Raw genomic sequence first — 13,211 nt, forward strand, 5'->3', positions numbered from 1 at the left:
TGCGCGATGGCACAGCCTGGAATCCCCCAAAACCTTGATTCTTTGCTCCCCACCGCTTGACTCTCAATACAGTTGCTTTCTTTGCAGCAGCAAAGAAAGTGACTGCCGCCCCGCACAGGGGCAACGCTAATAAACCAAAAAGAACACAGGCCACCCATAGAAGCCCAGGCAAACAAAACCGCAACCACACCCTAGGCGCTGCGCCGCGCCGCCTTCTCCAGATAGTTCGAAAGCAACCCGGGCAGCGCCGGATCCCCACAATTGGCGACGTTGAATCGCATCCACGTAGTCGGCGACTGATGCGGCGAAAACAGGCTGCCAGGCGTCAGCAGAAACCCCGCCTCGTGACCCGCCGCCGCGAGACCATCAGAATCGACACCCGCGTCGGCCCACAGAAACATCCCCGCCGCCGGCGTCGCGAACAGCCGCAAACCGGTTTTTTCGAGCATGCGCGCGGTCTTGTCGCGCACCCCGTCGAGCCGCGCGCGCAGCCGTTCGACGTGCCGCCGATAGTGCCCTTCAGTCAGCACCTTATAAACCACGCGTTCGTTGATTTCCGGACTCGTCATGCCGACGAGCATCTTCTGATCAGCGAGCGCCTTTGCCACGTCCGGCGCCGCCGCGATATAGCCGACGCGCAGATTGGCCGCGAGCGTCTTCGAAAAGCTGCCGAGGAAGATCACGCGCTTCAACTGATCGAGCGATGCGAGGCGCGTCGCGGGAAAGCCCGCCGGACACAGATCGCCGTACACATCGTCCTCGACGACGATGAAATCGTATTCCTGCGCGAGCTGAAGAATCCGGAACGCCTGCGCCGCCGTGAGCGACGTGCCGGTCGGATTCTGCAGCACCGAATTGATGATCAGCATCTTCGGCCGCCATGTCGCGACGAGCGTTTCGAGCGCATCGAGATCGGGACCATCGGGCGTATACGGCATGCCGACGAGCCGCGCGCCCTGCGACGCGAAGCGCCCGAACATCTGGAACCACGCCGGATCGCCGACGATCACCGCATCGCCCGGCTTCACGTACAGACGCGAGATCAGGTCGATCGCCTGCGTGATGCCCGACACGAGCACGATCTGCCGCGCCGCCGACGCGCCGATCTCCAGTTCTTCCAGCCGCGTCTGCAACTGCTGGCGCAGCGGCAGGAAACCCTGCGGCGTGCCGAAGCCGAGCATTTGCGCCCCGCTCTGGCGCGACAGCGATCGCAGCGCGTTGGTGATCAGTTCGCCGTCGAGCCAGCGACCCGGCAGATAGCCGAGACCCGGCCCCTTCTCCGGACTCGACGTATGCAGCATGTTGCGCAGCAGCCAGACCACGTCGATGGTGTTCTGCACCGGCTCGCGCTCCGCCGCGACCGCGGGCGCCTCGCCTTTCGCGACGAGCGCCGGCGCGACACGCTCGCGCACGTAGAAGCCCGAGCCGCGTCGCGAGTCGAGATAGCCGTGCGCGACGAGCCGCTCGTACGCCTCGACGACTGTGAAGCGCGACACGCCCTTGTCGAGCGCGAGCTTGCGGATCGACGGCATGCGCATGCCGGGCCGAAACACGCGCTCGTCGATGCGGCGGCGGCCCCATTGCACCAGTTGATCGACGAGCGTGAGTTGCGCGGCGTCGTGCGGCGCGGGAATCTGATCGAGCGGAACGGACATGCGGGCCTCCGGTGTACCGTAAGCGCGGCTGTGCGCCAGGAAAACTGTACCGAATAGTATTGGGCCGATTGTACCGTTACTGTTATGGTGATAGCGGCTACATTTTGCTTTCGGGCGCTCCGGTGCGCGAAACGGAAGCGTTATGCTATCGGCCCCTGTTTATCGCATCGCCCCGTCATGACCGATCATCGACTCAAACTCGATCACCTCGTGATCGCCGCCCGCACGCTGGAAGAAGGCGCGCAGTTCGTCGCCGCGAAATTCGGCGTCGGGACAGTGGCCGGCGGCGCGCATCCGCTAATGCGCACGCACAACCGGCTGCTGAATCTGTGGGGCGGCGCGTATCTGGAAGTGATCGCGATTGATCCGTCGGCGGCGGGCGTCGAGTCGCCCCGGCCGCGCCTTTTCGCGCTCGACGACCCGGCGATGCAGCGTCGTCTCGCAGACGACGGCCCGCAGCTCGTGCACTGGGTCGCGCGCGTCGAGCGTCCGAAGTCGCTCGCGCGTTGGCGTGAGCAGTATCCGGCGCGCATCGCGCCTGTCGCGGCTATGTCGCGCGCTGGCAATACGTGGGGCCTCACCGTGCCCGACGACGGCGCGTTTCCGGCGTGGCAAGGCGCCGGCGACGGCGTGCTGCCGTCGCTGATCCAGTGGGACACGCCGCGTCATCCGAGCGACGCGCTCCCGGAAACGGGCATCGCGCTGCGCACGCTGACCGGATTCCATCCGGCCGCGGATGCGGTGTCGGAGCAGCTCGCGTGGCTCGGCGCGGAACATCTGATGCGCGTCGAGCGGACGGCGGGCGCGCCAGTGCTCGTCGCGCAATTCGATCTGCCGGACGGATCGACGCTGACGCTCGGTGAATCGGCGGAAGAGGCAGTGGCGCGCGAGGAAGACGCGCGGCAGGCGTCCAAACGCCGTCGCGTGAAGAAAACGGATACGCAAGACGACCCGAAAACACCGCCGCAGCCCGACTGAGCCTGCGCATCGAACAAACAAGGAGACATCGCACGATGAAAACCCGCGAAACCGAAGGCATGTTGCTCGGCCTGATCGGCGTCGTCATTTTCAGCCTGACGCTGCCGATGACGCGCATCGTGGTCGCGGAGGTGCATCCGCTGCTGAACGGCCTCGGGCGCGCGCTCGTCGCGGCGATTCCGGCCGCCGCCCTGCTCGTGTGGCGTCGCGAAAAGCTGCCGACGTGGCCGCAGGTCAAGAGTCTCGCGGTGGTCGCGCTCGGCGTGATCATCGCGTTTCCGGTGTTTTCGGCCTGGGCGATGAAAACCGTGCCCGCGTCGCACGGCGCGGTCGTGAACGGCCTGCAACCGCTGTGCGTCGCCATCTATGCCGCGTGGCTCTCGCACGAACGACCGTCGAAGGCGTTCTGGGCGAGCGCGGTGGCGGGCAGCGCGATCGTCGTCGCGTTCGCGTTGCAGGCGGGCGGCGGCGGCTTGCAGGCCGGCGATCTGCTGATGCTCGTCGCGGTTGGCATCGGCGCGCTCGGTTACGCGGAAGGCGCGCGGCTCGCGCGTCAGATGGGCGGCTGGCAGGTGATCTGCTGGGCGCTCGTGCTCTCCGCGCCGTTCCTTTTGCTGCCGGTCGGCTGGCTCGCGTGGGCGCAGTTGTTCGGAAGTCACGCGACGCATCCCGAACCGCTCGCGCTCAAGACCTGGCTCGCGTTCGGCTATGTCACGCTGTTTTCGCAATTCATCGGTTTCTTCGCGTGGTATGCCGGTCTCGCGATGGGCGGCATCGCGCGCGTCGGGCAGGTGCAACTGCTGCAGATCTTCTTCACGATGGCGTTTTCCGCGCTCTTCTTCGGCGAACACGTGAGCGCATCGACGTGGCTGTATGCGGCCGCCGTCATCGCGACCGTCGTGCTCGGCCGCAAGACCGCCGTGCGTCCCGCGCCGCAAGCCGCGGTCGTCGCAGCGGGCACGACGCACGCAAGATGACGCACTCGCGCGATAATTGAGGTTTGCCGTTCCTCGTCAGCCCAGACTCAAAAACTCGCGGCCCGCGCCGCGAGAGACATCATCCCCGAGACAACCGAGGCATTTCATGAATCAAGCCGATCTCCGCGCCACGCCGTGGCAACTCTCCGAACGCGCACGCAAGCTCACCAGTTCGGCGATTCGCGAAATCCTGAAGGTCACGGAGCGGCCCGAGGTCATTTCCTTCGCGGGCGGCCTGCCCTCGCCCGCGACGTTTCCCGTCGAGGAAATGCGCCACGCGTCGGAACGCATCCTGCGCGATCAGCCCGCGGCCGCGCTCCAGTACAGCGCGACCGAAGGTTACATGCCGCTGCGCGAATGGGTCGCGGCGCGTTACTCGGTGAACGGCGCACATATCCGTCCGACGCAGGTGCTCATCACGACCGGTTCGCAACAGGCGCTCGATCTGCTCGGCAAGACGCTCGTCGATCCGGGCAGCCGCGTGCTTGTCGAAACGCCGACGTATCTCGGCGCGCTGCAGTCGTTCTCGCTCTTCGAGCCGCACTACGTGCAGGTGCCGACCGATGAATCCGGCCTGATCCCCGAAGCGCTCGACGCCGCGCTCACCGCCAACGCGCGCCTGCTCTACGCGCAGCCGAACTTCCAGAACCCGACGGGCCGCCGCCTGCCGCTCGAGCGCCGCCGCGCGCTCGCCGCGTTCGCGCAGAAGGCGCCGTTCCCGGTGATCGAAGACGATCCCTACGGCGCGCTCGACTACGCCGGCGCGCCGCTGCCGACCCTGCTCTCGATGGCGCCCGAGCACATCGTGCATCTCGGCTCGTTCTCGAAGGTGCTGGCGCCGGGCCTGCGCGTGGGCTACATCATCGCGCCCGAGGAATTGCACTTCAAACTGGTGCAGGCGAAGCAGGCAACCGACCTGCACACGCCGAGCCTCACGCAGCGCATCGTCTACGAAGTGGTCAAGGACGGCTTCCTCGACCGGCACGTGCCGACCATCCGCGCGCTCTATCGCGATCAGTGCGAGGCGATGCTCCACGCGTTGGAACGTCACATGCCCGCGGGCGTCGAATGGAACCGGCCGGAAGGCGGCATGTTCGTGTGGGTGAAGCTGCCGCAGCACATCAACTCGATGAAGCTGCTCGAGCAGGCGATCGCGCAAAATGTGGCCTTCGTGCCGGGCGGCCCGTTCTTCGCGAACGAAGCCGAGCACAATACGATGCGTCTTTCGTTCGTGACGGTTCCGCCCGCGACGATCGACGAAGGCGTGGCGAAACTCGGCGCGCTGATTCGCGCGAGCATCTGATTTCAACGTTTAGAGGAGCAACCGATGGCATCGAACGTGTATGACAAGCTGAAGGAACTCGGCATCGAACTGCCCGTCGCGGGCGCGCCCGCCGCCGCTTATGTGATGAGCGCGCAGAGCGGCAACACCGTGTATCTCTCCGGGCACATCGCGAAGAAGGCTGGCCAGGTGCATGTCGGCAAGCTCGGCGACAACATCACGACCGAAGAAGGCAAGGCCGCGGCGCGCAGCGTCGCCATCGATTTGATCGCGACGCTGCATGCGCACGTCGGCGATCTGAACAAGGTGAAGCGCATCGTCAAGGTGATGAGCCTCGTGAACTCGACGTTCGACTTCACCGAGCAGCACATCGTCACGAACGGCGCATCGGAGCTGATCGCGGAAGTGTTTGGCGATGCGGGCAAGCATGCGCGCTCGGCGTTCGGCGTCGCGCAGATTCCGCTCGGCGCGTGTGTCGAGATCGAGTTGATCGCGGAAGTCGCATAAGGCGCGTCTCCCGTCGCTCGTCAGCGAAACCCGACGCGCTCAGGCCGTCGGGTTTTTTTGTGTCCTGATCCAACCGATGACATTCATGCCTACACGCACTGTCCAGTTCAAGCAGGTCGACGTCTTCACGCCGGTTCCGTTCAAGGGCAACCCGCTCGCGGTGATCTTCGACGCCGAAGGCCTTTCGACGCAACGCATGCAGGAAATCGCGCGCTGGACCAATCTGTCCGAGACGGCGTTCCTGATGCCGCCGACCGATCCGCGCGCCGACTATCGCGTGCGCATTTTCACGACTGCGGTCGAACTGCCTTTCGCCGGACATCCGACGCTCGGCAGCGCGCACGCGCTCATCGATAGCGGCTATACGCCGAAGACGCCTGGCCGGCTCGTGCAGGAATGCGGCGTCGGGCTCGTCACGCTCGCCGAGCGCGACAACGGCGAGTGGGCGTTCGCCGCGCCGCCCGCCACCATCGCGCCGCTGAGCGCCGCGCAGAACCAGCGCCTCGCCGATGCGCTCTCCCCCGCGGTAATCGATTTCAGCGCGCCGCCCGCTGCCGTCAACAATGGTGCGCCGTGGCTCGTCGTGCGCGTGAACGACGCGGCGCAGTGTCTCGCGCTGTCGCTGCGCGGCCAGGCGCGCGAGACGCTGCAGGCGCTCGTCGCGGAAGTGGATACGCACGGCATCGCCGTGTACGGACCGCATGACGCCGATGGACCCGCGACCTTCGAGCTGCGCGTGATCCTGCTCGGCGCGGAGAACATCGAAGATCCGGTGACGGGCAGCGCGAACGCGGCGCTCGCGACGCTCCTCACGCAACAGGGCAGACGGCCCGGCGCTTCGTACACCGTGCGCCAGGGCACCGCGCTCGACCGCGACGGCCGCGTGAGCATCGAGTACGACGATGAGGCCCACGGTGCACCGATCTGGATCGGCGGCTCGTCGGTAACTGTGATCGACGGGACATTTTGCATCTGAAACAATGACCTACGCGCGTTCGCGAGGGCGCGCGTATACCCCCAAGCGCCGCCCCTTTCTTAATCTTCGAGGCTTCGCTAATATCTGAACAATCGGGGATCAGAACGCAAACGCGGTTTCACATCGGCGGACAATGGGCGTCGCGAGATTGAGCCGCTTGCGCCGCAGCGCAAACGTATGCTCTTGACGACATCGAATACTGGCCGTCTCACTCATGCCGGGCTTCGGGCGCTGCCGCAAAAAATCGCTCGCCGAACGGCCGTTGTGCTGCTTCATGACGTGAATCCGGACGTGGATCGGGTCTCGGAGAAACAAGCCGCCGATCATCCGCTGCGCGCCGCGCACGGTATATTCACCCGTTTCGGCTGAACGCCTCAAAACATGCATCGCTTCATCCACCTCGCGCAGTTCGCAACACGCCACGCGCTACGCGACACAGCGCCCACGGATGCGCCATGAAGCGCACGCGCTCCCACGCCTCATCCGACACCCTCTTCGGCGCGCCGTCGGCGCGGCGTCGGCGCGCGCTCCTCGCGATTCCCGTGCTCGGCACCTTCGTGCTAGTGCTGCTGTGGGCGGTGATATTCGCCCGCCTCTCAGTCGAGCGTGAAGCGACGACACATGAATCGATGGCCTCCGCCGCGATCCTCTCGTCTGCACTCGAACAGCACACCATCAAGGCGATCCATCAGGTCGACCAGATCACCCGCTTCGTCAAATACGAGTATGAGAAGTCGCCCGACAATTTCGATCTGATCGCCACGGTCGAGAAAGGCGTCGTGCAAAGCGACACCCTCGTGCAGGTTTCGCTGATCGACGAATACGGCACGCTGATCGGCAATACGTCCGATCCGCATCCGAAGCCGATCGACCTGTCCGATCGCGAGCACTACAAGGTGCACGCCCATTCGAACGACGACCTGCTCTACATCAGCCGCCCGGTGCGCGGCCGCGTGTCGGGCCTGTGGACCTTGCAGATCACGCGGCGCCTCAATCATGCGGACGGCTCGTTTGCGGGCGTCGTGGTCGTGTCGGAAGATCCGGCCTATTTCACGAGCGATTTCTACAACGTCGCGTCGATCGGGCGCGAAGGCGTGATCGCGGTCGTATCGGACAACGGCTCAGTGCTCGCGCGCAGCACGGGCGGCAGCCTCGCCGAGAGCGCGGCGGCCAGCTCCGCCACGAAGGGCGCCACGCACAGCGGTCCGGCCGACCGCGCGCATGCGGCCTTCAGCGCGAGCGGCGTCTATCCGACGACGGACCACGCGTCGGGCATCTATGTCGATCCGATCGATCACGTGAAGCGCATCGTCTCGTACCGGCATATCGACGGCTATCCACTCGGCGTGCTCGTCGGTCTCTCCGAGCGCGAGGAGATGATCGACTACAACCACACGCGCAATGTCTATCTCCTGATGGCGAGCTTCATCTCGCTCGCGATGCTCGGCTTCTTCGCGGTGGCGACGGGGCTCATCGGCAAGCTGCTCGGGCGCGAGCGCGAGATGACGCATCTCGTCGAATTCGACCTGCTGACCGGTCTGCGCAACCGCTACTCGACGCTGCGCGCGCTGAGGCACGACGTGGCGCAGCCGGAGAACATCGGGCGGCTCGCGCTGCTCTTCATCGACCTCGACAACTTCAAGACGGTCAACGACACGCTCGGCCACAACGCCGGCGATATCGTCTTGCAGATGACCGCGTCGCGGCTCGCGGAGACGGTGGGGCAAAGCGGCACGCTCTCGCGCATCGGCGGCGACGAGTTCGTGGTCGTCGTGAAGGGCGACGACGTCGAACAGCGCGCCGTCACGCTCGCCGACGACATCGCGACGATGTTCGCCACGCCGTTCGACGTGCGCGGCAGCGCGTTCGTGCTGCATGCGAGCATCGGCATCGCGCTCTTTTCGGTATCGAACGAAAGCGAGATCGATCTGCTGAAGAAGGCCGATCTCGCGATGTACAGCGCGAAGGACGCGGGCCGGAACTGCTATCAGTTCTATTCGCCGCAGTTGTCGCATCGCGCGGACCATCTGATGAAGTGGGAGCAGCAACTGCGCGTCGCGCTGACGGAGCAGCAGCTCTTCCTCGTCTATCAGCCGAAGATCGATCTCACGCGCCGCTGCATCACCGGCTTCGAGGCGCTGGTGCGCTGGAATCATCCGCAGCACGGGCTCATTCCGGCGAACGAGTTCATTCCGGTGGCGGAATCGACGGGGCTCATCGTCGCGGTCGGCGATTTCGTGATTTACACGGCGTGCATGCAGCTCGCGCAATGGCAGCGCGATGGTTATAACGGGCTGTCGCTTGCCGTGAACATTTCGGCCGTGCAGTTCTGGCGCGGCGACTTGCTCGAGACGGTCGCGCGCGCGATCGAGGCGAGCGGCATTCCGCCCGACAAGCTCGAACTCGAAATCACCGAGACGGTGATGGTTGAATATCCGGAGCTCGTGCAGGAGAAGATCGTCGCGTTGAAGCGTTTGGGCGTGCGCATCGCGCTCGACGACTTCGGCACGGGCTATTCGTCGCTGTCGTATCTGAACCGCTTCTCGGTCGATACGCTCAAGGTGGATCGCTCGTTCGTCCAGGCGATTCCCGAGGACCGCAGCGTGTGCGTGATGGTGTCGGCGATCATTAATCTGGCGCGTTCGCTGGGGCTGACGGTGGTCGTCGAAGGCACCGAGCGGGAAGAGCAGATTACGTGGCTTGCGGCGCTCGGGCCGGTGGAAGCGCAAGGCTTCCTGTTTTCACGTCCCGTGCCGGCGGATGGCGTGCAGGCGCTGCTCGATCGCTTCGGCGTGTGCGGATGGCCGCGCGGACAGTCGCCGCGCTCGCGCAACGATGCGGGCCGCGAATCGAACACCGCGCTCAGTGACGAGCGCGGCGGCTGACGGCTGACTCAGAACCCGCGCGACAGCACCGCCGTGCCGATCGTCACGACGCCCAGCACGAGATTGATCACGACGAGCCGTCTCACGGTCCCAACCGCCCTCGCCCCATCGGGCCAGTTCTGCGCCTGCACCGCGCGACGGATGCGCGGGAACACCGCGAAGCGGATATGACCGAAGATCAGCATCATCACGATGCCGAGACCGGCCATCGCATGTAACGGCCATGCCGCGTGACCGCCGCCGAACTCCACGAGCAGGAAGCCGCCGGTGAGCAGAATCACGATCACCGCGACGCCCACCCAGTTGAAGAACCGTGCGAAGACCGACTCCCAGAGCGGCAGACGCAGTTGCGGCGTGAGATCGCCGAGCGCGGGACGCAGGCAGAAATGCGCGAAGATCATGCCGCCGATCCAAACGGCTACGCCGAGCAGATGCAGAAAGAGCGCCGCTTCGATGGCTTTGTTCATTGGGGATTCCGGATGCAGTTCAAGACTTGATAGACGGGTTGCCGTGTGAAAGCCGTGGGCAGACACCGCCGGACTTACGCCGAAGATTGGATGTTGCGGCAGCAAAATGACGAGACGAGCCGGTCGAACCCAGAACACTAAGAATGCGAGTCGCGTAGGGAGTTCCCGCGATTTCGGATATTCATGATGGGACGTGTAATCACCGCCATGACGCTCACCACCGTCACCGTATCGCTCGCAAACCTGAATTCCCGGTCACGCGGCGAAAACAACTTCGACTCGCCCTGCCTTCGCCGAGCGCCGCGGCGGACCGACGACGATCTGTACGTTGCGGCCAAGACGGGCCAGCAACTCCAGCATCTTCGCCTCGCTGATGCCCCGGAACTGGCCGCGCAGCAGTTGCGATAGTTTGGGCTGACTGATGCCCAGCACCTCCGACGCCCGCTGTTGTGTCCAGCGACGTGCCTTGATGATCTCGCCTATCTTGCTGGCGAGTTGCGCCTTGACTCGCATTTCGTCGGCATCGGCCGTTCCCAGATCGGCATAGACGTTGCCGCTGCCCTTTTCAATCTCGATCATTGCGTTCTCCTGCGGCATGGTCCTGCGCGGCTTTCAACCTCGCCCGAACGATGTCGATGTCCGGCTTCGGCGTCGCGATGCTGTCTGTCGACTTTTTCTGGAAACAGTGCAATACATAGACTGCGTGCACGAACTTCACCGTGTAGACGGCGCGGTAGGTGCCATCCCGCGACGACTCCACCACCTCCAGCACTGCAGCGGACCCGAAGCCCTTCAGCGGCTTGGCCTGTCCGTGCTTCCTGCCAGCTTGCGCCTGATGCAGCGCGAAGCCGAACGTGTCCTGCACGTCCGTCGGCATTGCCTTGAGATCGCGCCTCGCGGACGCAACCCAGTAGAGCGGCTTGACTTCTCGTTCTTCCATCACACAACGGCAGATTATACCAATATGGGAATATCGTCTCTGCGTCTCTTTCCAGCCTCGCCTGAGACCTCGCGACTCCAAAGGCAAAGTCTGTTCGTTTGGATCGAGCGTGGGAATGGTGAATATCTGAATGTCGCGGGCTGATTGTCGGATGCAAAAAAAAAGCCCGCACGAAGCGGGCTTCTCAGCTAACAGGCGGACGTCAGCAACGCCCCCTTCACACGTCACCCCTCGAACACCGGCCTCAACTCCGTCACCTTCAACGACGAATCCGGCGCGCGCCCCTTCCTCGCCCGCTTGCCGAGATGCAATTGCAACTGCGACCCGCTGAGCTTCTCGTCCTTCGCCTTCCCGCCGCGCCCGGTGCCGATCATCATCACGCCACGCGCATCGAACGCGAGCGCCTGCCGCAGCGTTTCCTTCGCGTCGAGGCCCATCAGAATGACGCCGCGACCGCCGCCCGACAGCGTCTTCATCTCGTCCATGCCGAAGACGAGCAGCTTGCCCACACTCGACAGGCACGCGACGTATGTCGCGCCGTGAACGACAGGCATAGGCGCAAGCGGAGCCGCGCCTTCGTCGATCGTCATGAACGCCTTGCCCGCCTTCTGACGGCTCACCATGTCGCCGAGCTTCGCGAGGAAGCCGAAACCATTGCTCGATGCCAGCAGCAACTGCTGCTCCGCATTCGCCGCGAAATAGTGCAGCAGATGCGTGCCCGATTCGAGCTCGATCAATGAGGTAACGGGCACGCCGTCACCCCGCCCGCCCGGCAACGCCGATACCGGCACCGAATACACACGCCCCTTGCTGCCCCACGCGACCAGCGAATCCGGCGTGCGCGCCAGGAACGCCGCATAGAGTCCATCGCCCTGCTTGAACGTGAAGCCCGCCGGATCGAGTCCATGACCCTTTAGCGCGCGCACCCAGCCCTTTTGCGACACGACGACCGTCACCGGCTCATCGACGACACGCGCCTCGAATGTCGCGCGCTTTTCCTGCTGAATGAGCGTGCGACGATCGTCGCCGTATTGCTTCGCGTCGGCTTCGATCTCCCTGATGAGCACGCGCTTCATCGCGGCATCGCTGTTGAGCAGTTCTTCGAGCTTGGTCTTCTCGTCGCGCAAGTCGGACAGCTCCTGTTCGATCTTGATCGCTTCCAGCCGCGCCAGTTGCCGCAGCCGGATTTCGAGGATGTCTTCGGCCTGCCGGTCGGTGAGATTGAAGCGTGCGATCAGCGCCTGCTTCGGCTCCTCCGATTCGCGGATGATGCGAATGACTTCATCGATATTCAGGAAGACGATCATCCGCCCTTCGAGAATATGGATGCGGTCGTTGACCTTGCCGAGGCGATGCTGCGTGCGCCGCGTCACGGTCACGAAACGGAAGCCGATCCACTCGTGCAGAATTTCGACGATGCCCTTCTGACGCGGCCGGCCATCCGCGCCGATCATCACGAGGTTGATCGTCGCGTTCGATTCGAGGCTCGTATGCGCGAGCAGCGAATTGACGAACTCGGTCTGATCGATGCGGCTCGACTTCGGCTCGAACACGAGACGCACGGGCGCGTCCTTGCCGGACTCGTCGCGCACGGCGTCGAGCAGGCCGAGCAAGGTCTGCTTGGTTTGAACCTGCTCGGGCGTGAGCGTCTTTTTGCCGAGCTTGATCTTCGGGTTGGTCAGTTCCTCGATTTCCTCGAGCACCTTCTGGCTCGATACGCCCGGCGGCAATTCCGTGATGACGACCTGCCACTGGCCGCGCGCGAGTTCTTCGATCTTCCAGCGCGCGCGCACCTTGAGGCTGCCGCGGCCGGTCTCGTAAGCCGCCGAGATTTCCGCGGGCGACGAGATGATCTGCCCGCCGCCGGGGAAATCGGGTCCGGGCACTTTCTCCATCAAACCCGCGTGGCCGAGCTTCGGATCGCGGATCATCGCGACGGCGGCCTGCGCGACTTCGCGCAGATTGTGCGACGGGATTTCCGTCGCGAGACCCACGGCGATGCCCGATGCGCCGTTCAGCAACAGGAACGGCAGGCGCGCGGGCAAAAGCTTCGGCTCTTCGAACGAGCCGTCGTAGTTCGGCATGAAATCGACCGTGCCCTGATCGATTTCATCGAGCAGCAAACGCGCGATGGGCGTGAGGCGCGCTTCCGTGTACCGCATGGCCGCCGCGCCGTCGCCGTCGCGCGAGCCGAAGTTGCCCTGACCGTCGATGAGCGGATAGCGCATCGAAAAATCCTGCGCGAGACGCACGAGCGCGTCGTACGCCGATTGATCGCCGTGCGGGTGATACTTGCCCAGCACGTCGCCGACCACGCGCGCCGACTTCACGGGCTTCGCGCCGGACGCGAGGCCCATCTCGCTCATCGCATAGAGAATGCGGCGCTGCACGGGCTTTTGTCCGTCGCAGACATCGGGCAGCGCGCGGCCCTTCACCACGCTCACCGCGTAGTCGAGATAAGCGCGCTCGGCGTAATCGCCGAGCGTCAGTTGTTCGCCGTCCGGTGCGGTCTGTTCGGCGAAGAGATCGTCTGTGATTCCCATC

The 13,211-nt window shown here is 64.5% G+C and carries 12 protein-coding genes; 6 read left to right on the forward strand and 6 right to left on the reverse strand.

Annotation, left to right across the window (positions count from 1 at the left end):
- Positions 1-191: 191 nt before the first annotated feature.
- On the reverse strand, positions 192-1,655 hold the full coding sequence (locus IAG25_RS24265; RefSeq protein ID WP_187607146.1) for an aminotransferase-like domain-containing protein: 1,464 nt from the start codon (positions 1,653-1,655) through the stop codon (positions 192-194).
- 177 nt (positions 1,656-1,832) lie between these two features.
- Here IAG25_RS24265 and IAG25_RS24270 point away from each other — a divergent pair, with 177 nt between their 5' ends.
- From IAG25_RS24270 to IAG25_RS24290, 5 genes are all read left to right on the forward strand, one after another.
- Positions 1,833-2,633: a VOC family protein gene (locus IAG25_RS24270; RefSeq protein WP_187607147.1), complete on the forward strand. Its 801-nt coding sequence runs from the start codon at positions 1,833-1,835 to the stop codon at positions 2,631-2,633.
- Positions 2,634-2,668: 35 nt separating this feature from the next.
- Positions 2,669-3,610 carry a DMT family transporter gene (locus IAG25_RS24275; RefSeq protein WP_035506300.1) on the forward strand — a complete coding sequence of 314 codons (942 nt, stop codon included), beginning with the start codon at positions 2,669-2,671 and terminating at the stop codon, positions 3,608-3,610.
- A gap of 106 nt (positions 3,611-3,716) precedes the next feature.
- Positions 3,717-4,913 carry an aminotransferase-like domain-containing protein gene (locus tag IAG25_RS24280; protein ID WP_187607148.1) on the forward strand — a complete coding sequence of 399 codons (1,197 nt, stop codon included), beginning with the start codon at positions 3,717-3,719 and terminating at the stop codon, positions 4,911-4,913.
- A 24-nt stretch (positions 4,914-4,937) separates the two neighbouring features.
- Positions 4,938-5,399: a RidA family protein gene (locus IAG25_RS24285; protein ID WP_035506296.1), complete on the forward strand. Its 462-nt coding sequence runs from the start codon at positions 4,938-4,940 to the stop codon at positions 5,397-5,399.
- Between the two features lie 85 nt (positions 5,400-5,484).
- The gene (locus tag IAG25_RS24290; RefSeq protein ID WP_187607149.1) at positions 5,485-6,375 is read left to right on the forward strand and encodes a PhzF family phenazine biosynthesis protein; all 891 of its coding nucleotides are present in this window, start codon (positions 5,485-5,487) and stop codon (positions 6,373-6,375) included.
- A 99-nt stretch (positions 6,376-6,474) separates the two neighbouring features.
- Here IAG25_RS24290 and IAG25_RS24295 read toward each other — a convergent pair whose 3' ends face one another.
- Complete coding sequence (locus tag IAG25_RS24295; RefSeq protein ID WP_187607150.1) at positions 6,475-6,774, reverse strand: hypothetical protein; 300 nt, start codon at positions 6,772-6,774, stop codon at positions 6,475-6,477.
- A gap of 56 nt (positions 6,775-6,830) precedes the next feature.
- Between IAG25_RS24295 and IAG25_RS24300 the strand changes: the two genes are divergently transcribed.
- Positions 6,831-9,260 carry an EAL domain-containing protein gene (locus tag IAG25_RS24300; RefSeq protein ID WP_187607151.1) on the forward strand — a complete coding sequence of 810 codons (2,430 nt, stop codon included), beginning with the start codon at positions 6,831-6,833 and terminating at the stop codon, positions 9,258-9,260.
- Between the two features lie 8 nt (positions 9,261-9,268).
- Here the strand turns inward: IAG25_RS24300 and IAG25_RS24305 are convergent, their stop codons facing one another.
- The 4 genes from IAG25_RS24305 to parC form a co-directional block, all read right to left on the reverse strand.
- On the reverse strand, positions 9,269-9,727 hold the full coding sequence (locus tag IAG25_RS24305; RefSeq protein ID WP_035506289.1) for a CopD family protein: 459 nt from the start codon (positions 9,725-9,727) through the stop codon (positions 9,269-9,271).
- Between the two features lie 255 nt (positions 9,728-9,982).
- On the reverse strand, positions 9,983-10,306 hold the full coding sequence (locus IAG25_RS24310) for a helix-turn-helix domain-containing protein (RefSeq protein ID WP_187607152.1): 324 nt from the start codon (positions 10,304-10,306) through the stop codon (positions 9,983-9,985).
- The gene (locus IAG25_RS24315; RefSeq protein WP_375336537.1) at positions 10,293-10,604 is read right to left on the reverse strand and encodes a type II toxin-antitoxin system RelE/ParE family toxin; all 312 of its coding nucleotides are present in this window, start codon (positions 10,602-10,604) and stop codon (positions 10,293-10,295) included. The genes IAG25_RS24310 and IAG25_RS24315 overlap by 14 nt, the downstream gene beginning before the upstream one ends.
- Before the next feature lie 287 nt (positions 10,605-10,891).
- On the reverse strand, positions 10,892-13,210 hold the full coding sequence (gene parC, locus IAG25_RS24320; RefSeq protein ID WP_187607154.1) for a DNA topoisomerase IV subunit A: 2,319 nt from the start codon (positions 13,208-13,210) through the stop codon (positions 10,892-10,894).
- Between the last annotated feature and the right edge of the window lies 1 nt (position 13,211).

It is taken from the genome of Caballeronia sp. EK (assembly GCF_014384845.1).
Classification (GTDB): domain Bacteria; phylum Pseudomonadota; class Gammaproteobacteria; order Burkholderiales; family Burkholderiaceae; genus Caballeronia; species Caballeronia jiangsuensis.

Coding starts and splice junctions, on each gene's coding strand:
- IAG25_RS24275 (WP_035506300.1), top strand. CDS start 2,669: ATGAAAACCCGCGAAACCGAAGGCATGTTGCTCGGCCTGATCGGCGTC.
- IAG25_RS24265 (WP_187607146.1), bottom strand. CDS start 1,655: ATGTCCGTTCCGCTCGATCAGATTCCCGCGCCGCACGACGCCGCGCAA.
- IAG25_RS24290 (WP_187607149.1), top strand. CDS start 5,485: ATGCCTACACGCACTGTCCAGTTCAAGCAGGTCGACGTCTTCACGCCG.
- IAG25_RS24315 (WP_375336537.1), bottom strand. CDS start 10,604: ATGCCGACGGACGTGCAGGACACGTTCGGCTTCGCGCTGCATCAGGCG.
- IAG25_RS24285 (WP_035506296.1), top strand. CDS start 4,938: ATGGCATCGAACGTGTATGACAAGCTGAAGGAACTCGGCATCGAACTG.
- IAG25_RS24305 (WP_035506289.1), bottom strand. CDS start 9,727: ATGAACAAAGCCATCGAAGCGGCGCTCTTTCTGCATCTGCTCGGCGTA.
- IAG25_RS24310 (WP_187607152.1), bottom strand. CDS start 10,306: ATGATCGAGATTGAAAAGGGCAGCGGCAACGTCTATGCCGATCTGGGA.
- parC (WP_187607154.1), bottom strand. CDS start 13,210: ATGGGAATCACAGACGATCTCTTCGCCGAACAGACCGCACCGGACGGC.
- IAG25_RS24270 (WP_187607147.1), top strand. CDS start 1,833: ATGACCGATCATCGACTCAAACTCGATCACCTCGTGATCGCCGCCCGC.
- IAG25_RS24300 (WP_187607151.1), top strand. CDS start 6,831: ATGAAGCGCACGCGCTCCCACGCCTCATCCGACACCCTCTTCGGCGCG.
- IAG25_RS24280 (WP_187607148.1), top strand. CDS start 3,717: ATGAATCAAGCCGATCTCCGCGCCACGCCGTGGCAACTCTCCGAACGC.